This is a genomic window from Rhodobacter sp. 24-YEA-8 (assembly GCF_900105075.1).
Taxonomy (GTDB): Bacteria; Pseudomonadota; Alphaproteobacteria; order Rhodobacterales; family Rhodobacteraceae; genus Pseudogemmobacter.
This window is the reverse complement of the sequence record NZ_FNSK01000003.1, coordinates 238,102-260,115: the sequence shown is the minus strand read 5'-3', so window position 1 is coordinate 260,115 and position 22,014 is coordinate 238,102. Positions and strand designations below refer to the sequence as shown.

The following is a 22,014-nucleotide window of genomic DNA, read 5'->3' as shown; positions in this document are numbered from 1 at the left end:
TATGGCGAGGCAGGACCCGAAAAAGGATGTGGTGATTGTCGGCCTTGGGTGGACGGGCGCAATCATGGGGATGGAACTGGTCCAGGAGGGGTTGGAGATTGTGGCGCTGGAGCGCGGCCCCGACCGCCGCACCGTGCCGGAAATGAAATATCCCGGGATGATCGACGAACTGGCGCAGGGCGAGCGTCACAAGATGATGCAGCGCCCCTCGCAATCCACGATCACCATCCGCCGCGACCTGAATGAAACCGCGCTGCCAATGCGCAAATGGGGCTCGTTTCTGCTCGGGAATGGTGTCGGCGGCTCGGGCGTGCATTGGAACGGTCAGAACTGGCGGCCGCAGCCGGTCGAAATGGGACTTCGCAGCTATATCGCTGATCGCTGGGGCGACGGCATCATCCCCGAGGATATGACCGTTGGCGACTACCCCGTCACCTATGACGAGCTGGAGCCGTTTTTTGATCGTTTCGAATATGTGGCAGGTATTTCCGGGAACGCCGGCAATGTGAATGGCGAGATCCGCGAAGGCGGCAATCCGTTCGAGGGCTGGCGGTCGCGCGACTATCCGATGCCGGCTTTGCCCGAGACATATAATGGCGCGAAATTCGCCGAGGCCGCGCGTGCCATGGGCTATCACCCGTTTCCGCGCCCCGGCGGCAATGCCTCCACCTCATATGTCAACGAATACGGGATGCAGATGGGGGCCTGCAATTTTTGCGGCTTTTGTGAGCGCTACGGCTGTTACCAATACTCGAAATCATCACCTCAGACGACGATCCTCGCCGCGCTCTTCCGCAAACCGAATTTCAGCTACCGCACCGGGGCCGAGGTCTTGCGCGTCGAGATGGCTCCTGACGGCCAGACCGCAACCGGCGTGACATACTTTGACGAGGACAGCGGCGAAGAGGTGTTCCAGCCCGCCGATATCGTCATCCTCGCCGCATATCAGATCGAAAATGTCAGGCTGATGCTGATCTCGGGCATCGGCCAGCCCTATGACCCGGCCACGGGCGAAGGCGTGACGGGCAGGAATTACGGCTATCAGATCACCGGCTCGACCTCGATGTTCTTCAAAGACGAGCATTTCAACCCCTTTGTCGGTGCCGGCATCAATGGCATGTGCATTGATGATTTCGGCATGAATGCGATTGATTTCGGGGTCGAAGGGTTCATCGGCGGCGCCTATATCTCTTCCGCCCAGACCAATGGCCAGCCGATCCGCTCGATGCCACTGCCCGAGGATACGCCGGAATGGGGGGGCGGTTGGAAATCGGCCATCGCTGAATGGTATGGGCATGAGATGAGCATCTCGCATCATGCCTCGGTGATGTCTTACCGCGGGCATTATTGCGATTTGGACCCGACCTATAAGGATCGCCATGGCCGCCCCCTGATGCGGATCACCTTTGACTGGCACCCGAATGAGCTGCGGCTGAATGCCTTTTTGCAGCAGAAGATCGAGGATCTGGCGCGCTCGATGCAGCCCGACCTGATGAAATCCAGCTACAAGGATTTCGACAGCCGTTATGACGTGCGGCCCTATCAGACCACACATAACACCGGCGGGGCGATCCTGTCGGACACGCCCGAGAGCGGTCCGCTGAACCGCTATCTCCAGGCCTGGGACAAGCACAATGTCTTTGTGACCGGGGCGGGGGCTTTCGTGCAGAACACCCAATACAACCCGACCGGTCTGGTCGGCGGGCTTGCCTATTGGGCGGCGGATGCGATCCGGCGCCATTATCTGCGCAATCCCGGTCCGCTGGTCTGAGGGGGGATGAGATGAAAACCGTCCTTCGCCTATTCGTGGCCTTCGCAGTGGTCGGCATGCTTGGCGTCGCGGCGATCATATGGATCCCCGTCAGCCGCTCACCCGCCTCCGAGGCTTTGCCTGAAGATTGGGCTCCTGAACCGGGGGAGGGCGAATACGCCATGCGGGCGGGCGATTGCATGGCCTGCCATACGACTGAGGATGGTGCGGATTTCGCGGGCGGGCGGCCGATCCACAGCCCGCTTGGCACGATCTACACTGCGAACATCACACCGGATCCTGAAACCGGGATTGGCGGCTGGACGCTCGATCAGTTCCGGGGCGCGCTGGTCGATGGGCTGAGCGCCGATGGCAGCCATCTTTACCCCGCCATGCCCAATGAGAATTACAGGCTTCTGACGGAACACGACATCCGCGCGCTCTACAGCTATTTCATGGAAGAGGTGGAGCCGGTCCGCAACGACGTGCCCGAGCCAGAGCTGCCATTCCCCTTCAACCAGCGTTGGGGTATCCGCGCGCTGAACTGGCTGACCCTGAACCATGAGAGCGGTTTCACCGGCATGATGGGTGCGCCGGAACTGGACCGTGGCCAGTATCTGGTCGAAGGACCTGGGCACTGCGCGGCCTGCCACAGCCCCCGCACGGTCTATATGGGACAGGACGGGATCACGGCGGATGAGCCAGCCTTCCTGACTGGCGGCTATATCGATGGGCAGGAAGCCCCCGCCTTGCGCGGTCCGGGAAGTGTGATCCGCGACTGGCCGATGGACGAGCTGACAGCCTTCCTTGCCACCGGGCGCAATTTCGCCTCTGCCGCGAATGGCGAGATGGGCCTCGTGGTTGAGCATTCCCTGCAATATCTGACGGATGAGGATATCATCGCCATGGCGCGCTTTCTGAAAGCGCTGGACGGCCAGCCGCATGACCCGCCCGAGATGGCAGTGCCTCAGGGGCCACTTTCCTTACCGGCCCCTGAGGCAGACACGCGCGGCGAGGCCACAGCGCTGATGCTCACCGAAGCCACCCCCGATATGCCTCTCGGCGCGAGGGTCTTCATGGACAATTGCGCCCAATGCCATTTTGTCACCGGGCGCGGCTCGCCGGAAATCTTCCCCGCGCTTCAGGGCAATACGCTGGTGCTGTCCGATGAGATCACCCCTCTGGTCTCGATCATCCTCTGGGGTGCCACGATGGAGGGAACGGCGCAGCGACCGATGCCTTTGGTGATGCAGGGCTATGACGCGCGGTTGAGTGATGACGACATCGCCGCCCTGACCAGCTTTCTGAGGCAGGCATGGGGCAACGAGGCCGGACCGGTAACTGCCGCCGAGGTTGCGGATATCCGCGCAAATGAGCGGCCCGCCGCGCCTCAGGAGGATGCAGCCATCTCAGACTGACCGGTGAGGGAACAACCTCACTGGCGGCAGGTTGCTTCTCTGTCACATGGAGGAACGTCCTATGAAACCCATTGCCCTCACTCTGCTTTGCACGGCTTTTGCTCTGCCGCTGGCAGTATTCGCTCAGACAGAAGCCCCGCAAACGAAGGCCGAAGAAAGCCGTGCGGCATTTATCAACACCGAGGGCACAGAGACCGGCACTGCGACCCTCACCGGCACCAGGGGCGGCGTTCTGATCGACCTCGACCTTGGCGGCCTTCCCGCCAATGCCTGGCTGGGGTTTCATGTGCATGAGACCGGCACATGCGATCCCCACAGCGCCCATGAATCCGCCGGCGGCCATTTCAATCCCACCAATCTGGCGCATGGTGTGTTGTCGGAAACAGGCCCTCATGCGGGGGATATGCCGAATATCCATACCGATGCAGACGGCGTCGCCCGGGTGCAGGTTTTCAACCCGTATGTGTCTCTTGGCGCTGGTGAAAACTCGATCAGGGGGCGGGCGCTCATGGTGCATGCCGGCGCCGATGATCACCGCAGTCAACCCAGTGGAAATGCAGGCGACCGCCTGGCCTGTGCGGTTATCGAATAGGCCGCGCTCCGGACAGGAACAAATCGCAAGCCCTGAGGTTCATCGGATGCGCGCAGAGATCGCCATCTGCGCAAAGGCCTCAGAAACCGGCCCAGTGCCGCACAACACAGGAGGAATGACGAATGGCAAATCGGCGCTATGATGAGAGCCAGGACGATCAGCGCAACCGGGCCCGCTATGAGAGAGACGGTGGCGGCCGCGATGAGCACACGACGCCCTGGCGGCCCCGCGCATATGATCAGCCACATGTACGTGAAGATGCGGCCGAGACCCGTTTTCGCGCCGGTTCGCAATGGGATCAGGACCGGCGTGATTATGTTCGGGCGCCCGGCAGGGCGCATGATGACTACGGGAGCCAGGATTACGGTCAGCAGGATTACGGCCACGCCTTCGGCTTCGCCCGTCACGAACGCAGATACGATGAGGATGGCCGGAACTGGCGTGATGAGGCACGCCGTGATCGGGAGGCTGCGGGCAGCTTCCGGGAAAGCGCCGGTTATCCCCCCTATGTCGCCGGCTTTCCTCCCCGAAGCTATGATCCCGGAATCTATTCTGCGTTCCAGGGGCAGGGCCGGGATGAGCCGGCAGAGAGGGGATTTCGCGGTCATGGCCCCAAGGATTACAAGCGCAGCGATGAGCGGATCCGGGATGATGTCTGCGATCGGCTGGCCGACGCGGATGCCGTGGATGCGCGTGGCATTTCCGTTGATGTTGCGAATGGAGAAGTCACCCTCAGCGGGCAGGTATCCTCGCGATATGCGAAACGCGCCGCAGAAGACACCGTCGAGCAATGTTCAGGGATAAGGCATGTCCAGAACAACCTTCGTATTCGTGACACCGGTGATGAAACAGGCGCGACGAGCGCCAGTGGGGTTGATAGCTGAACGACACGCATAAAAGGCGCCTGACGCCCATCTGCTCTTCACTGCTTTGCACTGCGGCCCGCTGAGAAGCAGGCCGCAGACTTCGATACACGGGTGTGTCAGCTTCAGCCGGGTGCCCTTAGGGATCGAAGATTCCGCCGAAAATCTCTGGCCGACATGATGCAGCACCTTCCCACAGGCCCGGGCGATGACTATTCGGTTGTCAGCTCTTCGGGTGCATTGGGCAGGGGCGGGCTTTCGCGGGTGGTCGGCGGGTTCACCGTGCTTCCGGTCTCCCCCGGCTGAGCGCCTGGCTCGATGGCCTCGGCAGGTATAGCCGACTGCGCTGGCTCGTTTACCGTTCCGGACTCGATTCCGGCAGGGGTTTCCGGATCGGCTTCGACAACCTCTTCGGCGATCCAGTATACGATAAGCAGGACACCAAACAGAGTGGCGGCAGCGATCCCCAGCAGCGGAGCCCAGTGACGCTTTCTTTGCTTCTCGAGATTGGTATGTGGCGCGGACATGGCCTTCTCCTTCCTGTTCAGATCTCTGGCGTTACAATCGGAACAGAGGCCGCAATGTTCCCATAAAGGACAGCATGGGCCGTAACTCGCCTTGCGGGATACTGCCGCGCGAACCTCACGGCGGCGCCATGAGGATAAATCTGCGCAGCGGCGAAAGTACGGTGATCCATCTGAACGGCAATCCTCCGCCACCAGTTGCGGATGATGGGGAAGCGCCGGAACAATCTGTCTCGCCATCTGTTCCTGAGGTTGATCCCGATCAAACTGAACAGGAGTGAGACCGATGAAAGCGAAGACACTAGATGATCTGTTCCTCGATCTTCTTAAAGACGTCTACTACGCCGAGCGCAAGGTGCTGAAAGCCTTGCCTAAAATGGCGCGGGCGGCGCAGTCGGCAGAGCTAGGAACCGCATTTGAAAAGCACCATGACGAAACCCAGATCCATGTCGAGCGGCTCCAGCAGGTGTTCGAAATTCTGGGTAAGCCCGCCCGTGGCAAGACCTGTCCGGCAATCGAAGGGATCCTTGATGAAGGCGAAGAGGTGATCGAAAGCTTTAAAGGCTCGCCGGCGCTTGATGCGGGATTGATCGCTGCGGCGCAGGCGGTCGAGCATTATGAAATGGCCCGCTACGGCACATTGCGGAACTGGGCCGAACTGCTCGGACAGGATGAGATTGCAAAGATCCTGCAAAACACGCTGACCGAAGAAGAGGCCACCGACAGCACCCTGACGGAGCTTGCCGATGGTTATGTCAACAAGGCCGCGCTTGCCGCCGCCTGAGACCGCCGTCGCCGCTCCCTGACGGCTGCAGGAAAAGTAGCGCTGGCCTCCGCCGGGTGCGGAGACCGGCCCACGAAAAGCCGTAGCCGATCCTCGCTGCAACCGGGCGTGGGAACCGCTCTGGCGCCACACGGCTTTGGGGTCACAGAGTTCAGTGCATCCGGCGTGCCTATTAACGGAAACTGTGGAGCGGCTACGGGCACGAATACAACAGATCATCGGAGAGAGGATCGTCCATGCCTGTCAAAACCCGCAACAAGGGCGTGTTGTCACGCCGTGAAGCCAAACCATCGATCGATGATGACGAGACTTATCCCGCCGATATGGAAGACGCACGCTCAGAGCCCGACGACATGGGCGAAGCAAAGCCCGGGCCCAGGAATCCAAAGCCGATACCGACCCCCGAGGATTAACAGATGCGTTCCGGGGTCCGGCTTACGACGTGCCGGGCCGCAGTTCCCACCCCGTGCAGTGCGGCGCTGAACAATCGTCAGCGCGAGCCTTTTCAGCGCCGCACCGTGACCCGATTTTTAATCTTGATTCATCTGCGCAAGGGAACAATTATTTCGACACAAACGACATTTAAGGCTGACTTCAAGCGCGGGTTCACCTCTATGGATCGCAGAATCAATCTGGCCATGAGCGGGCAGGTTCGTGATTTTGACTGGGGCCAGACACCACTTGGCCCCCGCTCAGGCTGGCCTGTCGCTCTGCGCATCACCTCTGACCTGATTTTGCGGTCAGATTTCCCCAAATGTCTGTGCTGGGGGCCAGAGATGATCACGATCTACAATGACGCCTTCGTGCCGATCCTCGGTCAGAAGACACCATGTCTCGGGCAATCCTTCAGTCAGATCTGGGCCGAAGCCTGGCATGAGATCGGTCCGATAGCCAGGAAGGCCCTGCAGGGGGACTCGACCTTTATCCGTAATTTTGAACTGCAGATCGAGAGGGGCAATGGCCCCGAATATGGCTGGTTCACCTTCTGCTACAGCCCGATAATCGATGAGAACGGCAGCATCGCCGGTTTCCTGAACACTGTGATAGAGACCACGGGTGAGGTGATAACCGCCCGTCGCAGCAGTATCCTGAACGGCGAGTTGCAACACAGGATCAAGAATGCCTATGCGAAAGCCATCGCAATCGTGCGGCTGACTTTTCGCCAGGCCAACTCGGCCGAAGTGGCACAGGAGGCAGTGGTCAGACGCCTTTGCCAGCTTGATCAGGCACAGCGCGCGCTTCTCGCGGATATCGATGGTACTCTCGATATCCGCACGCTGATCGCCGATGCGCTTGCGGGCAGCCTGCCGGAAAACCGTCTGATCATGCGGGGCCGCCCGGTCATGATCGAGGCTGATCAGGTTTTTGCGCTGAGCCTTGCACTCGGTGAGCTCGCAACAAATGCGCAAAAATACGGGGCCTGGTCGAATGACGATGGGCGGGTTCAGATTGAATGGACCCAGCGGCGTGGCCAGTTCGAACTGACCTGGCGGGAAGAGGGCGGTCCGCCGGTGACCGAGCCTGAAACCAGCGGCTTTGGACGTGAGCTGATCGAGGAGGCTCTGCGGCATGAATTCAGAGGCGAAGCGGTTCTGAAATTCGAGCCCGATGGGGTCGTTTTCACGCTCCGATCCTCTGGCCTCGCGCCGCCGCCGGATCAGATCAGCGGCTTTCCTCCGGTCACCGCCACTGTCGCGCCCGAGATATAGCTCGACATCGGCTCAGCCAGCATGACAAAGGCCGAAGCCAGTTCAACCGGCTGTGCGGGGCGCTTCATCGGGTAATTCGCTCCAAATCTGGCCACTTTGTCACCGGACATGCTGGCCGGTATCAGGGGAGTCCATACCGGGCCGGGCGCCACGCAGTTTACCCTAATCCCCTGTTCGGCAAGAAGCTGCGCCAGACCGCCGGTAAAATTCTGGATCGCACCCTTGGTGGTCGCATAGGCGAGAAGCGTCGGGTTCGGCATGTCGGCATTGATGGAGGCTGTGTTGATGATGGCACTGCCGCGTCCCATATGCGGCACTGCGGCCTTTGTCAGCCGGAAGATCGCATGGATGTTGACGGCGAAGGTTCGCTCCCATTCCTCATCTGTTATTTCAGAAAGCGCATCGAAAGTGTCCTGATGCGCCGCGTTGTTCACAAGGATGTCGATCCGACCAAATTCCGCGACCGCCTTTCCGACAATCGCACGACAATGCGCAGCGTCGGCGATGTCGCCAGCGATTGTCACACAACGCTGCCCGCTGTTGCGGATCAGTTGTGCGGTGTCTTCCGCATCCCCGGTCTCGCTCAGATAGGCCAGGACCACATCAGCGCCTTCCCGTGCGTAGGCAATAGCAACGGCCCGGCCGATGCCGCTGTCTGCGCCGGTGATGACCGCAACCTTCCCTGCAAGCCGTCCCGCACCGACCCAGCTTTCCTCACCATGATCAGGTCGAGGTTGCATCTTGCGAAAACTCCCGGGCAGGTCCTGGGTTTGTTCGGGGAAGGGCGGTCTGGGGTAGTCAAACCCATTGCCCGCTTGCCTGACATCGTTTCCGACGTTGATTTTGTCATGCCCGGGCGCATTGGCGATTATTGTGGGGGTCTCGTTTTCGTCAGATGAATGGCTCATGTCACGGCCTCCGCTATGCTGATGCTCTGCTGAACAAGGATCGCGGGCCGTTGTTCCAGCGCGCATACGCCGGACCGCCTTGGGGTCAGGAACATGCATGGCTTTCGCCCGTTTTGTCTGGCGGAGGGGACACCCGTGGGGAGTTCCTGCCAAGACCAGTCCCTTCAGGGACCGGCCCGTTGCAAATTCGGAGGCCTCGCGCGATTGCTGCATTCGGCTATGGCAGCAGCGCCTGATGTAGTTGATCCTGGTCCCCGGGAGGATAGTCACAAATGCGGAATGCAGACCTTAGGACGTGTTGACAAAAGGGATTCCACTGATCGATGCCCTGTGATTCAAGCTCATCTCTACGTGGGAGATGAACTTGGCACGCAACCTGATATCCGATGATGAGTGGGCCTTCTTCGAGGGGTTCATTTGTGCCGTCCGACACCCGAATGGGCGCAAGCCATCCAATCATCGTATTGTTCTGAATGGAATTTTCTGGATAGCGCGAACAGGCGCGCCGTGGCGGGATCTGCCTGAAGAGTTCGGCAAGTGGTCCTCGGTCTATCGCCAGTTCCGGCGCTGGACTCTGGCCGGACTGTGGGAGGATATCCTGGACGCGCTGAACCACGCGGGGATTGCGCCAGACAAACTGCAGATGGTCGACAGCACCGTGATCCGTGCCCATCATCATGCGGCGGGCGCAAAAGGGGGACTCCGAAAGAGGCTTTTGGCCGTTCAAGAGGTGGGTTCTCGACCAAGATCCACCTCCGCGTCAACGGCGCTGGCCTCCCCATGAGAACCGAAATCACGCCCGGACAGGATTCAGACTACACCGGCTACGATCTGGTGATGGCTGACAATCTGCCACAGCCCGCCGTTCTTGTCGCGGACAGGGGCTATGACTCTGATAAAATTCGGGAAGACATCGAGAGCCGCAATGCTCTTCCGATGATACCGATGCGAAAGAACCGCAAGCTGCGCAAGGCGGTCGACATGACGATCTACACGCTACGCAACATGGTCGAGCGGTGCTTCAACAAGCTTAAGAACAGTCGCAGGCTGGCAACCCGCTACGACAAGACCGCAGACAGCTTCCTAGGTGTCATAGACATTGCCTGCATCAGGCTATGGATCCGCCATTTGTCAACATGACCTAGTTCACTCCTGACGACCCTGCTCGGAAAAGCGGTGCTGGTTGCTGAAGATGAATATCTTCTGGCGGCCGATCTTACAAAATTTCTGCAGCGTGCGGGCGCCAGGGTGATCGGCCCGTTCCCGACAGTCCGCGAGGCCCTTGAAGGTCTGCGGACCGGTGTCACCCCGGATTTTGCGATGCTTGACGTAAATCTCCGGGGGGAGATGGTCTTTCCCCTGGCCGATCACCTCGTCGCGGCGGCGATCCCCTTCATTTTTATCACAGGTTACGACACGGCTTTGTTGCCCCAGGCATATGCTGCAATCCCGCGTCTGGAGAAGCCTATCAACCTTTGAGTGGCCTGAAGAGGAGATTCCGGCAGGCGGATATCCGCAGATTCGGAATGAATGTAAGTCAAGCCTTTGATAAATATGATGTATTGAGATTCACCGCAGAGGTTGCTTCAATCTCAACTTGCTTCATAGTGATACAAGCATAGTCCGATCCGCGCCGGGCCCGCTGCATCGGAACAACCGAACCAGCCGCGAGACGGATTAAAGATGCAAACCCTTTCCGGTCGCACGATCATGATAGTCGAGGATGACTACTACCTTGCCTGCGAACTGGCGGATCATTTCCGCGCGGCAAAGGCCAAAGTGCTCGGGCCTTTTCCTTCGGTTGTTGAGGCAACTGATTATGTCGAGGATGCAGACCTTGCGGTGCTCGATGTAAATCTGAGGGACCAGGAGGTCTATCTGCTGGCCGATCTACTGATGGGGGCCGCTGTCCCTTTCGTTTTTTACTCGGCGCATGAGGTCACGAAGATACCGCGTCGGTTTGCCCGTGTTGCCCGGTTGCCGAAGCCCTATGAAGCCCGCGCGACCGTAGAGCTGCTGCGTAACCAGATCCATACGCAAACGCTGATGGCGCTCCTGCCAAAGCTGAGGCTGTCGGCCCGGCTGATCCTGACCGACCCCGCAGCTGCCGACCGGCTGGTCGAAGCGACCTTGTTGCTTGCGATAGAGGAGCAGTCGGGCCTGCAAACGCTGCCACCTCTGGAAAAATGGCTGCAACACCTGATGGAACGTGCTCTGGCAGAGCGTGGGCGCGATCTGCTGCACTGATCCACTTTCAGCGGGAACCTTTGTCGTTGCATGACGCTTCAGACATGTGTTTCACACGCCATGCCCGAGACGCCCAGGATACCCAATGAATGACACCCATGAGACAGATCCGGTGAAAGATCCGGAAAATCTTCCTCCTGATGTTGCGGCGGTTATCGGCATTGGCGTCTCTGCAAAATCGCTGGGCTCATTTCTCGAAATTCTGTCCTCGACAGAACCGGGTCTTGGCGGCGCATATCTGGTCGCAATTGGCGGCAAAGATCGCCCGTCGGAGGAAGACTTACTGTCTGAAGCGACGGCAGTCTCATCATTTACAGTGATGATGGCCGAGGATGGTGCGCCGCTCCTGCCGGAACATGTCTATATTGCCGGCGCCGATCGGCTGCTGACCTTGGACGCTGGCCGCATTTCTGTGCGCGACCAGCCTGCCGGCGAGAGAGCCGGCGCTGTCGATACGATGCTGGACTCCATCGCGCGTAATGCCGGGCGCCATTCCGTTGCCGTCATTCTGAACGGGCTGCATGCGGAAGGTGCGGTTGGATTGCGCGCCGCGAAGGAGTGCGGGGGCCTGACGATAGGGGAATGGGATCCGGGCGATGCCGACGGATCAGAGAGGGCCGGGCCATCCGGCGTTCTTGACATCCGGGGCACGCCAAGCCGCATCGCTGCGGAAATTGATCTCTACATTGGCAATATCGCGGTGCTTCACGAAGAGAGCATCCGCATCACCGCCGAAGAGGTGGAAACGAAAATCGCCGGGATCGTCAGCGCGCTTCGGAAGGTAACGGGCAATGATTTCCACGGCTATAAGCGTGGCACCTTCGTGCGCCGGGTGCAGCGGCGTCTTAAGGTGCTGCAAATGCCAGACATTGCCGCCTATGTAGAACTGTTGCGTGAAAATCGTGAAGAGGTGCAGCGCCTTTTCCAGGATCTTCTGATCGGCGTCACACAGTTCTTTCGGGATCCTCTGGAGTTCGACCTGCTGGAGCGCGAAATTCCGTCGCTTTTTGAAGGCAAGCGCGAAGGGGATATGGTCCGCGTCTGGGTGCTGGGCTGTGCCACGGGCGAAGAGGCCTATTCCATCGCGATGCTGCTGAAAGAATATGCCGCCACGCTGGAGGTTCCGCCGCGCATCCAGATTTTCGCCACCGACCTTGATGCGCGGGCCCTCGGGCTGGCGCGTGCCGCGCGATATGCGCCGACCATCGCGGATCATATCCGCCCGGATCGTCTGGAGCGCTGGTTCACACGCGAAGGCGATACCTACAACGTCGTCAAAGAATTGCGCGAGATCTGTATCTTCTCCCCCCATAATCTGGTCCGGGACGCACCTTTCTCTCGGATTGACCTGCTCTCTTGCCGGAATTTGCTGATATATCTGAATATAGAGGTGCAGGATCGCACCATTCCCCTGTTCCATTTCGCGCTGCGGGGGCGTTGGATTCTGATGCTGGGCTCGTCAGAAAACGTCACCCGCCATCAGACACTTTTCGCGCCCGTTGACCGCAAGAACCGCCTGTTCCGCCGTCTGGATACAGCCACCCGGGTCATCCCGGATTTCCCGCCATCCCTGCGCGTTCAATCCGGCCCATCCGTGACCATAGCATCGCCGGATCCTCTGGCGGTGCAACTGCCACGACTGTCGGACAGCATCGGCCGCCAGGCGGACGCCGTCGCGGAACGCTTTGCCCCCGGCTATGTTGTGATCGACACGCAATTCGAGGTGCTGCATTTTTCTGGAAGGATCGGGCGGTTTCTGGAACCGCTGGCAGGGGCTGCCTCCCTAAGCCTGATCAGCCTCGTTCATCCCGATCTGCGCGGCGAGCTTAGGGCCGCACTCTATCGCGCCCTTGCCGAGGCGAAGAAAGTCGAACTGCTGCGCCAGGTGATCAAACACGAGGAACAGGCCTCTTGTGTGAATATCATCATCGAACCGCTCAGCCGTGAACATATAACTTCGCTCGTGGTTGTCTTTCAGCATGTCGGCCCCGCCAGCGACGAAGCTGAAAGGCCAGCACCTTCGGGCGCCGACGATCATGTGCAGCGCATTGAAAACGAGCTGCGGCTGACGCGCGGGCGTCTTCAGGCGACCATTGAAGAGCTGGAATCCACCAATGAGGAATTGCGATCCTCGAATGAGGAATACCAGTCGATCAATGAAGAGCTGCAATCCACCAACGAAGAGCTGGAAACCTCAAAAGAGGAACTGCAATCGCTGAACGAAGAGCTTCAGACCGTCAATCTGGAGCTTGGCCATCAGATCCATGAACTGGGGCGCAGCAATTCGGACATCAAGAACCTGCTGGAAGCCAGCCAGATTGCGACCATCTTCCTCGACAATGATTTCAGGCTCCGCAATTTCACCGCCTCGGCGACCGAGGTGTTCCACCTGCTCGAAACCGATGTCGGTCGCCCGCTTGATCATATAGTGGCACGGATCAGCTATCCCGAGATCCATGAGGATGTGCGGCAGGTGCTGCAAAGCCTGATCCCGATTGACCGCATGGTTAGCGACAGAACCCGGGACCGCGACTATGCCGTGCGGGTGCTGCCCTATCGAAGCATCGACAATTTCATCGGCGGCACCGTTCTGACTTTCACCGATATGACCGCGACGCACCATGCCGAGCGGGCATTGCAAGACAGCGAAAAGCGGCTGCATGTTCTGATCGATGGTCTGCCACAGTTGATATGGCGTGCCGATCCTGGCGGATCCTGGACCTGGGCCAGCCCGCAATGGGCCACTTATACCGGCCAGTCGGTAGAAAAGGCGCAGGGGGCGGGCTGGCTGGAACAGGTTCATCCCGATGATCGCGAAACGGCACAGAGTGCATGGGCGGTCGTGGAAACCGCAGGGTTCGAAGCCGATTTCCGATTGATGGATGTATCGACAGGCCAGTGGCGCTGGTTTCAGACCCGTGCCACTCCGGTGCGCAACGCAGGAGGGCGGATCATCGAATGGCTGTGTGCCTCGACAGATATGGACGAATTGTTAAGCCTGCAGGAACGGCAGCGCGTGCTGGTGGGAGAGCTTCAGCACCGGACACGCAATCTCTTGTCGGTGGTGCGTCAGGTCGCACAGCGCACCCTGCAATCCGCACGGGATATGACGGATTTCGGTCAACGATTCCGCGACCGGCTTGAAATGCTGGCGCGGGTTCAGGGACTGCTCTCGGGTCTCGACGAAAACTCAAGGCTCAGCTTCGACGCGCTCGTCAGGACCGCGCTTTCTGCCGTCGGGACCGATCCCGGGGAACGCCTGATACTTGATGGTCCCTCAGATGTTCCTCTTGGGCCTTTAACCGTGCAGCTCCTGGCCATGGCTTTGCATGAACTGGCCACCAACGCGGTGAAACATGGCGCGTTGAACGGTGCGACCGGGCATCTGCATATTGGTTGGCGGATTGAGGGCGAGGACAGGCGCCGCCTCCATATTACCTGGCGTGAAACAGGTGTCGTCATGCCCGAGGCTGAACCTGGCTGGGGGCAGGGGCGCGAGCTGATCGAGCGCGCATTGCCCTACCAGCTGGACGCAGCGACTTCCTTCCGCGTTGAATCGGATGGGGTCTTCTGCACGATCTCACTTCCGATCTGACCTTCGCTGGCCTGCAACGGATTTGGCTGCGCGATGGGGTGGGGAGTGGGATATGGTTTCTGAAAACGGCGCGCCGGACGAGCAGCCCAATAGAAAAAGAGGGCTGAAGATCAGCTCAATAAGGAGGAGCACAAAACCGGCATCCCGAGCCGAAACTCTGAGAGAAGCAGCCGGGCCGCGCAGATGTTCAAATCGGGACAGCCCGCGGGGCGCGCGGGGGCATTGTCTCAGTAATTGACGGCAATCAGGTCGCGCACAGTGGTAACCTGCAGATCATCCATCAGCATTTGCCGCCCACGGCTGATCCGGCTTTTCACTGTTCCGATGGCACAATCGCAGATCCGCGCTACATCCTGATAGCTCTCTCCCACCAGGAATACGAGCACCAGCGCTTCTCTGTACTGGGCCGGCAGTCGCCTGATCGCCTGCATCACCCGATTGCATGCCATATGCGAGTCATGGACGGGAAAGCTGATCACCTGAGCAGAAACACAATCCTGATTTCCAACCGGCTCACGCGATCTTTTCATGATCCCGGTCAGGAAGCTGTTGCGCATGATCGTAAAAAGCCAGGCCCTCAGATTGGTGCCCGGCTGGAAGCGGTCTATATTCGCAATTGCCTTGACGAGCGTTTCCTGGACGAGGTCATCCGCCTCAGTTCCGCCGCGTGTCAGATTTCGGGCATAGATACGCAGGAACGGGATCATTTCGACCACTTTGCCCGAAGCTGATCCGTCCTGAGGCTTTGGGTCCTGCGGTATGATTTGCTTCGAGGTGGCCATAATGTGTCTCCCTCCACTTCTGATTGTAAGGGAAACGGATCGGGGGGTATTAAGTTCCGCAGTGCCTGTGACAGTGGCGGTAATCCGCCGCCATGCTCAGTCCGGATCGGTTGATCCTTCGCTCTGGCCCGTTGAAAAGTCAGCCATACGCCGATCAAGCGCCTTTCCCAGTTCGGCGGCAAGCGCATGCAGCCGGTCAGGAACAGGCTGGGCCATCACTGCCGAGAGCAGCTCCTGACCTGCAGTCTCCACCAGATCGTCTTCGTCAGAAGCCCGTCCCAGATCAGGACCGGGGAAAGGGATTACGGAATTACTCATCGTCAATACCCATGATGCCAGTCCCTGAAAGCAAGTTTACCGGGTTCCCCCCTCTGACAACAGCCGGAATTTCCCATTTCCCGAAACAGTGTGGAACCGTTGCTATACTGCCCCGTATCTCTTGTGCGAGCGGCGGAGCTGCCCATTTCAGCGTGTGGTCTTGTGCCCCGACCTGACCTCCAGCCTGTTTCGGACATCAGTTACCCCCCTGCAGGACAGGGCCTGATGTTCTGCAGCGCATCTCGAACTCAGCGTGGCAACGCAACCCTCAAGCGTGATCTCGCCGGATCGAGCTTTGACCGTGATACCCCTGGCATCAATATCATCCGCTTCGGTCAGTCTTTCACAGACATCTTCGCAGATGCGGCCATCCGAGCGGACGTAATTCTTCGGCCCCATGCCCCGGAACGGCCCGCGCCGAGAAACCGGAACGTCTTCGGAATGGCCTTCCGGCCCGCGCTCGCGGTCAAGTCCCCCATAATTTCCCGGATCCCATTCTCTGCGCCCAAGGTGGCGTTGGTCAGGATCCCACTCCCGCAAGCCAGGTATAGATGCAGCACCATTGCCGGCACGATCTTCGTGGCCGAGGGAGGTCGGCGGAAAATCGTTTGATCGCCTCCCTCCGAAAAATCCGGGCCGGAGATATCGCACCGCTTTCCAGTTATTTTCCATGTCATTTTCTCCTTTTGTCACAGGGCAGGCTGCGCATCCGCCGATCATTGTAGTTTGTTCAAACCGGGAACATCTATGGATTGTTCCGCGGTACGGGCGGCGTTCTGGCCAACATGGGGAACAATCTGCGCAACAGCTGGTTCATGCATCCACCTGGTCCCTGCGGGTCCGACAGATCCGGATCACCTGAAGTGACCGCATATCCAGGAGGACGACATGAAACGCCAGGGATTTGCATTTATTATGATCGCCGCGCTGGCGGCCCCGTCCGCCATACTCGCCCAGGAGGATGTTCCAGCCTCGCCTAAGACCATGCCCGAACAGACCTCGCCGGAGCTGCAGGCCGAGACGGCGGATGGTCTCGCTGTGCCCGACTGCGAAGAGCAGCACCGCTTGTTCGACACCAACGGCGATGGCTTTATCAGCCAGTCGGAATCTGAACGTGACTTCGCCCGCGCCGGGATTGACCGCGTGACGATCGGTGCTAAGGGGCTGACACGCGACCAGTTCCTTGCGGTTTGCGCCGCAGACCATTAACAACACGCAGGGCGCAGGTGGTAGAGATGCGCAAACGGCTTTCTGCACAGATCGCGGCGCGCAGGAAACAACAAGTCCCCGCCGATCTCGAGGGTATGGATGCCAACCTCCTGGCAATGCTGGACGCTCAGGTCGGTGACCTTGAGCAGCGGATCAAAGGCGTCATCGGGCAGGAGAAAACGTCGGCGGCAACGGCAAGGCTTCTGCTGTCCATCCCCGGGATTGGCCCCGTCTCTGCGGCCATGCTGATCGCGGAAATGCCGGAACTCGGGCGGATGACATCCGGTGAAGCTGCGGCGATGACGGGCCTTGCTCCCATCCCGCACGACAGTGGCGCAATGCGGGGCAAGCGGGCAATCGCCGGAGGTCGGCGCGCACTGAGACATGTCCTGTTCCAGGCAGCACTGGCTGCAGCCTGTCACAACCCCGTCTTGAAGCCAGTCGCACAGGCCCTCAAAATACGCGGCAAACCCCACAAGCTGGTCATCGTCGCTATCGCCCGCAGGCTGGTCACAATCGCAAACGCCATCCTCAAAACAGGCGTCCCGTGGCAGACCCTGCCAAGTAGATGAACACAGATGGGATGGTTGCCGCCCTCCCCAACCGGCATCGCAATGTGCGAGCGTTAGAAGCACAGACCTCCACGGAACGGAAAGGACGGTAAGATGAATGATATGATAGTCGGCGTCGATCTGGCCAAAAGTGTGTTCCAGCTTCACGGTGCCACAGCCGATGGAAGGCCAGCTTTCCGCAAGAAAGTGCCCCGCCAGCAGTTTCTGCGTTTTTTGGCTGCATATCCTGGGGCGATCATCGCCATGGAAGCTTGCGGCAGCGCTCATTTTTGGGCGCGGGAGTTGATCAGCCGCAACCATCAGGTTCTGATGGTCCCTCCGCAGTATGTGCGCCCATTCGTTAAGCGCCAGAAAAATGACGCCACCGATGCCGAGGCAATTGTCACTGCGGCCCGCCAGCCCGGGATGCGCTTTGTGCCTCCGAAAACTGACCAACAGCAGGCCCGTGCTGTGCTGTTCCGAGCCAGAGAGCGCCTTGTTCACCAAAGAACCGAGCTCGTAAATGCGCTGCGTGCTGTTCTTTATGAGTTCGGCTACGTCCTCCCGGCAGGCCTCAGGCAGATCGGTCGCGTGCAGGCTATTCTCGACTCAGATGAAGGAGCTATCCCTCGGCTCGTGCGCGAGGAATGCAGGGACCTGCTGGAACAGATCGCAGAGCAAACGGCTCGTATCGACGAGAGAACTCGGAAGGCACACCAGCTGGCGGATGGCGCCGAAACGGCGAGGCGCCTGCAGACCTTGCCGGGGGTCGGCCCAATCACAGCACTGGCATTTGACGCTTTCGCACCAGACATGAAAACCTTCAGGCGGGGTCGCGACTTCGCCGCCTGGCTGGGACTTGTTCCGCGTCAGCACTCTTCCGGAGGGAAGGAGCGATTGGGACGGATCACAAAAGCAGGTCAGGCGGATATCAGGCGTCTCCTAATCATCGGTGCGATGTCGCGGCTTAACTGGCTGGGACGATCACGTATCCCGGAAGGTTCCTGGCTGGAGCGAATGCTGGCAAGAAAGCCGCGCATGCTGGTAGCGATCGCTCTGGCTAACAAAATGGCGCGCGCCATCTGGGCCATGATGACAAAACAACAGGATTACAGGATCCCCGTGCCTGCTGCCGCTACGGTCTGAACGTAGCGCACGCATTCCGCACAGGGCGAAGAGGTGTAAGAAGCCGACGACCCCATGGGCAAAAGATCGAAATGATCCGGATCGGGAAAACCAGATAGCAACTGCGAGCAATCGAGCTCGAGACACAGATGTGGACCCGCTTCGCTGATCACCATCCCGGCCAGCGGCTTCTGAAAATTGCCGCACATACAGGCCTGACAGAAGACCGCACTCGATCACCAGCCCCAGGAGAAGAGGCCTTGCACAACGGGCGGCAACCACAGAAGTTGCTAGGTAGAATCCGATCCTGTTCGTCCGCAGATATCAGGAATACTCTCATGTGCTGACACCTGGTACAGGCTGTTCGATATACGACGCTCGGGAGGGCCGAAATTCCGCTGAAGCTGAAGGCATGAAGAATGCGTGCAGTGCTTTTGGTGGGCAGGTTCATATGCGAGCCAAGCCCAGGCTATTCCAGGGCTCGATCTGAAAGAAAACCTGGCAATCGATATGAGGCAGCCGACTTGAATTTTTCCGTGGGCTTTGACGGTCCAACGGGAGAATATACTGCTGATCGGGTATGAGGTGCTCCTGACTGGATAAGTCGTGAACCAGCAGGGCGATCTGCCTTGAAGCACCACTGTTCTTGTAATGCAGCGGAGATTGTCAATGGTGGGTGGTTGTGTGATCCGAGATGTCGTCCGTGTTCTGGATACCAGAAAGCTGCGACGCGCGGCCCTGGTGTCTTTTCTCCTCCCATGGGCAGAAAGCTTGAAGTTGAAGCTGATCGACGAAGATCCATCAGATGGAGGCTGTCTTCACGCGATCAAATCAGGGTTGACTGTGTTGAGTGTCGGAGGGATGGCGCTTCAGAAGTGCAATGCGTTGGGTATTGCGGACCTGGGAGAGTTTGCGATTTCCAATGTTCCTTGTCTGGTTATCTCAGATTTGAATGATCCGGTTGAGATGACTGCTGCCGCAAAGGCCGGATTCAGAGGGTTCATCTCGACAGACATGGATCCGGAACTGGCATTCAGGACTTTGACATTCATTTTGGGGAACGGAATTTCTTTCCCGCGTGAAGCGATCGTGGAGGACAAGATCAGGATTCAACCAGATCTGAGCTGTACGGAGGATATCCCGGGATCTTTGACTGGTTTGACACCGCGACAGCAGGAGGTGCTCGAGTGCCTCTGCAAGGGCAGATCAAACAAGTTGATAGGACGATATTTGGATCTGCAGGAATCCACAGTCAAGGTGCATGTACGGCAGATCATGCGAAAATTCGGTGCTGTGAACCGCACGCAGTTGGCGCTGCTCGCAGAGCGAAGTGTCAATGGCCACACGACCCTGGAATAGAATCCGTTGGCGCTCATAGGGGTGCTGCCCTCTCGCCGGGCCCGATACCTGCTCATGTCGGATCTGTCTGTAACGCTGGTCCAGGAATGCCCTGGTTCCGCTGAGGGGCATACCTCTGAAGGAGTATATACGGAATTGCAATGGCTGGACCACTCACAGCCCGTTATTCCTTTAGCGTAAGAGGAGAACGCCATGGGCTTTCGAACAGGCTATTCAGGTCGGGATCATTGTAGCGAAAGGCTGCCGCCTCGAGCGATTTCCTGCATTGTGCCGCGAGAATCCGTGACAACAGGCAGTCAAACGGTTGTCACGGCAATTTCAGTTTCGGTAGCAGCGGCAGCAGACGCCTACGGCACTGCGACACTCGCTAATGCCGTCATCAATATCGACGTCGTCAGTCGTGGGCTGCTGAGTTTTGCCTGGGGTCAGGTCAGCATCCTGGGCGCGGCCACCGGGCCCGATGGTGAAAATGGTTATGTTTCAGGGTATATCGGCATTGATCTTGCTGGCCTGAGTCAGATGGACATGCAGGTCTCAGCCCAGGGTGACGCGGCGGGCATGTCGGCCGGGGTGACCTTTCTCTCGGTCACTCTTGCACTTCCTGAAATGAACATTTTCACCTCGTCAGGGCAGGCATCTGCCGGGTCGGTATCTTACGGCGATCAGTTGAGCGGCAACCTGGCCACGTTCACGGCAAGCATCACGGCAGAGGGCGCGAACAGCTCTGCAGAGCTACAGGCAGAGGCCTTTGCCGCAGAGGAGCAAATGTCCTCGGTCGTGTTGTCAGGTCAGGCCGCAACCTATGAAACAACTGAATTCATTACGATGACCGGGACGCGCGGCGCCGATGTGATCAATGCCGTCACTGGCGACACTCTGGTTTGGGCGGCGGCGGGAAAGGATACGATCCGCGCGGGTGCCGGCGATGACTGGCTGTTTGCAGAAGACGGCAAAGACAGCGTCTTCGCGGGGGCGGGGAATGATGCGGCCTTTGGCGGTGTGGGCGAAGATGGTCTTTGGGGCGAGGATGGCGACGACTGGCTTTTCGGCGGGCGCGGTGATGACAGCCTCTTTGGCGGTTCCGGTGAGGATTTGCTGCTGGGCGGTGCGGGGAGCGACCGCATCGACGGGGGCGCAGGGAATGACCTGATCGAGGGTGGAACAGGCCGGGACATGATCTTCGGCGGTGCAGGCAATGATATCTTCCGCATGGGCACCAGGGCGGGTGACGACGACGATATTTACCGCGGCGGCAGTGGCGCGGATCTGTGGCTGATCACCGGCCGTTTCGATGATGACCTGATCCAGGATTTCCGCATCGCCGAGGGCGACCGGCTGCTGGGACCCGGCGGGGGATGGGACGACCCGGCCATAATGGGGCTTCGAAATGGCACCATGCTGTCCTTCAGTCGGAGCGCCTGTGACCGGGACGATCTGGAAATCACCTTCCGATTTGACGGGCGAACTTCGGTTCTTACACTTGATGAATTCTTCACGCTGAATCCAGGCTACGGATCCGCAATTCCCATCAGGGGCGTGGCCAGCGACTCACAAGCGGAAATGCTAATGCGGAATATATTTGGCGATGACCTGGATGTGTACGCCGATTCACCGTCTTATCTGCTGATGATCGGGAATCAGATCAGCGATCTCGGTTAATTCCACATAAAGAAATGAAGTTTCAATACGTCGGTGACCCGGTCGCCGGCGTATATGGCATTTTTATTATCCGGGACTCTGAGCCCTGACTACGCCCTTAGTACTATGCAACCTTCGCGTCTTTGAAATATCCGGTCCTATGAATTAATACCCGATAACCGGGATCTGCCGGGTCTGTAAATTCAACAGGAGAGCGAAATGACCAACTGGAACAATTCGGACGTCAACTTCGACGCCAGCTACGATTACACCGCAACGGTCGACATCGACTACAGCACTGTCGTCGATTTCACCAGCGACATCTCGGTGAATCATGACTACAATGTCGATGTCTGCATCGACGGAAACGAAGCTGTGTTCTCGATCGATATTCAGGCTTATGGCGATGACAGCGCCACCGAGCTGAACCTTGTCGTCTTCGTCAATGATGACTACTCGACCATCACGGCAACCGGCTGGGCCGCCGTTGCCTGATCGGCGATTTCGTTTCTTCGGGACAACCGGAGTATAACGAGAAGGGTCTCGCATCCGCGAGACCCTCATTCCCGCAGAGAGAACCCTTGTTGCGATCGCAATCAAAGATGAATCAGTCCTGACGCGAATCCGATACATCATGATTTG

At 58.8% G+C, this 22,014-nt stretch carries 22 protein-coding genes; 17 read left to right on the top strand and 5 right to left on the bottom strand.

Going from position 1 to position 22,014, the window contains the following annotated elements:
* Window position 1: 1 nt before the first annotated feature.
* From BLW25_RS20245 to BLW25_RS20230, 4 genes are all read left to right on the top strand, one after another.
* Window positions 2-1,771, top strand: a complete 1,770-nt coding sequence (locus BLW25_RS20245) for a GMC family oxidoreductase (RefSeq protein WP_092903509.1) — start codon at window positions 2-4, stop codon at window positions 1,769-1,771.
* 11 nt (window positions 1,772-1,782) lie between these two features.
* Window positions 1,783-3,168: a cytochrome c gene (locus BLW25_RS20240; RefSeq protein ID WP_092903507.1), complete on the top strand. Its 1,386-nt coding sequence runs from the start codon at window positions 1,783-1,785 to the stop codon at window positions 3,166-3,168.
* A 61-nt stretch (window positions 3,169-3,229) separates the two neighbouring features.
* Window positions 3,230-3,760: a superoxide dismutase family protein gene (locus BLW25_RS20235; protein ID WP_092903504.1), complete on the top strand. Its 531-nt coding sequence runs from the start codon at window positions 3,230-3,232 to the stop codon at window positions 3,758-3,760.
* 122 nt (window positions 3,761-3,882) lie between these two features.
* On the top strand, window positions 3,883-4,644 hold the full coding sequence (locus BLW25_RS20230) for a BON domain-containing protein (protein WP_092903502.1): 762 nt from the start codon (window positions 3,883-3,885) through the stop codon (window positions 4,642-4,644).
* Between the two features lie 191 nt (window positions 4,645-4,835).
* Here BLW25_RS20230 and BLW25_RS20225 read toward each other — a convergent pair whose 3' ends face one another.
* Entirely contained in the window at window positions 4,836-5,150 is a 315-nt protein-coding gene (locus BLW25_RS20225) for a hypothetical protein (protein ID WP_092903500.1), read from the bottom strand.
* A 283-nt stretch (window positions 5,151-5,433) separates the two neighbouring features.
* Here BLW25_RS20225 and BLW25_RS20220 point away from each other — a divergent pair, with 283 nt between their 5' ends.
* From BLW25_RS20220 to BLW25_RS20215, 3 genes are all read left to right on the top strand, one after another.
* Entirely contained in the window at window positions 5,434-5,931 is a 498-nt protein-coding gene (locus BLW25_RS20220; RefSeq protein WP_092903498.1) for a YciE/YciF ferroxidase family protein, read from the top strand.
* Window positions 5,932-6,167: 236 nt separating this feature from the next.
* Window positions 6,168-6,344, top strand: coding sequence for a hypothetical protein (locus BLW25_RS24525; RefSeq protein ID WP_171909671.1), 177 nt, complete (start codon window positions 6,168-6,170; stop codon window positions 6,342-6,344).
* 363 nt (window positions 6,345-6,707) lie between these two features.
* Entirely contained in the window at window positions 6,708-7,640 is a 933-nt protein-coding gene (locus BLW25_RS20215) for an HWE histidine kinase domain-containing protein (RefSeq protein ID WP_171909670.1), read from the top strand.
* Here the strand turns inward: BLW25_RS20215 and BLW25_RS20210 are convergent.
* Entirely contained in the window at window positions 7,589-8,482 is an 894-nt protein-coding gene (locus BLW25_RS20210) for a glucose 1-dehydrogenase (protein WP_253188605.1), read from the bottom strand. The two genes, BLW25_RS20215 and BLW25_RS20210, sit on opposite strands and share 52 nt — an antisense overlap.
* 424 nt (window positions 8,483-8,906) lie before the next feature.
* Between BLW25_RS20210 and BLW25_RS20205 the strand changes: the two genes are divergently transcribed.
* The 4 genes from BLW25_RS20205 to BLW25_RS20190 all read left to right on the top strand — a co-directional run bounded on the left by BLW25_RS20205 (window position 8,907) and on the right by BLW25_RS20190 (window position 14,390).
* A protein-coding gene (locus BLW25_RS20205) for an IS5 family transposase (protein WP_092903160.1) occupies window positions 8,907-9,688 on the top strand; the annotation gives its coding sequence in 2 pieces (ribosomal slippage) (window positions 8,907-9,237 and window positions 9,237-9,688; 783 coding nt in all).
* 36 nt (window positions 9,689-9,724) lie between these two features.
* Complete coding sequence (locus BLW25_RS20200) at window positions 9,725-10,027, top strand: response regulator (RefSeq protein ID WP_216279443.1); 303 nt, start codon at window positions 9,725-9,727, stop codon at window positions 10,025-10,027.
* 204 nt (window positions 10,028-10,231) lie between these two features.
* A complete protein-coding gene (locus BLW25_RS20195) occupies window positions 10,232-10,795 on the top strand; it encodes a hypothetical protein (protein WP_092903490.1) in 564 nt (187 codons plus the stop codon).
* Between the two features lie 85 nt (window positions 10,796-10,880).
* Window positions 10,881-14,390 carry a CheR family methyltransferase gene (locus BLW25_RS20190; RefSeq protein WP_092903488.1) on the top strand — a complete coding sequence of 1,170 codons (3,510 nt, stop codon included), beginning with the start codon at window positions 10,881-10,883 and terminating at the stop codon, window positions 14,388-14,390.
* Window positions 14,391-14,617: 227 nt separating this feature from the next.
* Here the strand turns inward: BLW25_RS20190 and BLW25_RS20185 are convergent, their stop codons facing one another.
* The 3 genes from BLW25_RS20185 to BLW25_RS25400 form a co-directional block, all read right to left on the bottom strand.
* Entirely contained in the window at window positions 14,618-15,172 is a 555-nt protein-coding gene (locus tag BLW25_RS20185; protein ID WP_092903486.1) for a sigma-70 family RNA polymerase sigma factor, read from the bottom strand.
* A gap of 96 nt (window positions 15,173-15,268) precedes the next feature.
* Window positions 15,269-15,490 carry a hypothetical protein gene (locus BLW25_RS20180; protein ID WP_092903484.1) on the bottom strand — a complete coding sequence of 74 codons (222 nt, stop codon included), beginning with the start codon at window positions 15,488-15,490 and terminating at the stop codon, window positions 15,269-15,271.
* 147 nt (window positions 15,491-15,637) lie between these two features.
* Window positions 15,638-15,889 (bottom strand): BON domain-containing protein, encoded by a 252-nt coding sequence (locus BLW25_RS25400; RefSeq protein ID WP_366268566.1) that lies wholly within the window; start codon window positions 15,887-15,889, stop codon window positions 15,638-15,640.
* A 489-nt stretch (window positions 15,890-16,378) separates the two neighbouring features.
* Between BLW25_RS25400 and BLW25_RS20170 the strand changes: the two genes are divergently transcribed.
* The 6 genes from BLW25_RS20170 (at window position 16,379) to BLW25_RS20145 (ending at window position 21,867) form a co-directional block, all read left to right on the top strand.
* Window positions 16,379-16,699 (top strand): hypothetical protein, encoded by a 321-nt coding sequence (locus BLW25_RS20170; RefSeq protein WP_092903480.1) that lies wholly within the window; start codon window positions 16,379-16,381, stop codon window positions 16,697-16,699.
* Between the two features lie 26 nt (window positions 16,700-16,725).
* Window positions 16,726-17,271 (top strand): transposase, encoded by a 546-nt coding sequence (locus tag BLW25_RS20165; RefSeq protein WP_216279442.1) that lies wholly within the window; start codon window positions 16,726-16,728, stop codon window positions 17,269-17,271.
* 93 nt (window positions 17,272-17,364) lie between these two features.
* Window positions 17,365-18,396, top strand: coding sequence for an IS110 family RNA-guided transposase (locus BLW25_RS20160; protein ID WP_092903478.1), 1,032 nt, complete (start codon window positions 17,365-17,367; stop codon window positions 18,394-18,396).
* Window positions 18,397-19,152: 756 nt separating this feature from the next.
* Entirely contained in the window at window positions 19,153-19,734 is a 582-nt protein-coding gene (locus BLW25_RS20155; protein ID WP_253188601.1) for a response regulator transcription factor, read from the top strand.
* Window positions 19,735-19,926: 192 nt separating this feature from the next.
* Window positions 19,927-21,393, top strand: coding sequence for a calcium-binding protein (locus tag BLW25_RS20150; protein ID WP_092903474.1), 1,467 nt, complete (start codon window positions 19,927-19,929; stop codon window positions 21,391-21,393).
* Between the two features lie 198 nt (window positions 21,394-21,591).
* Entirely contained in the window at window positions 21,592-21,867 is a 276-nt protein-coding gene (locus BLW25_RS20145; RefSeq protein WP_092903472.1) for a hypothetical protein, read from the top strand.
* The last annotated feature ends 147 nt before the right edge of the window (window positions 21,868-22,014 follow it).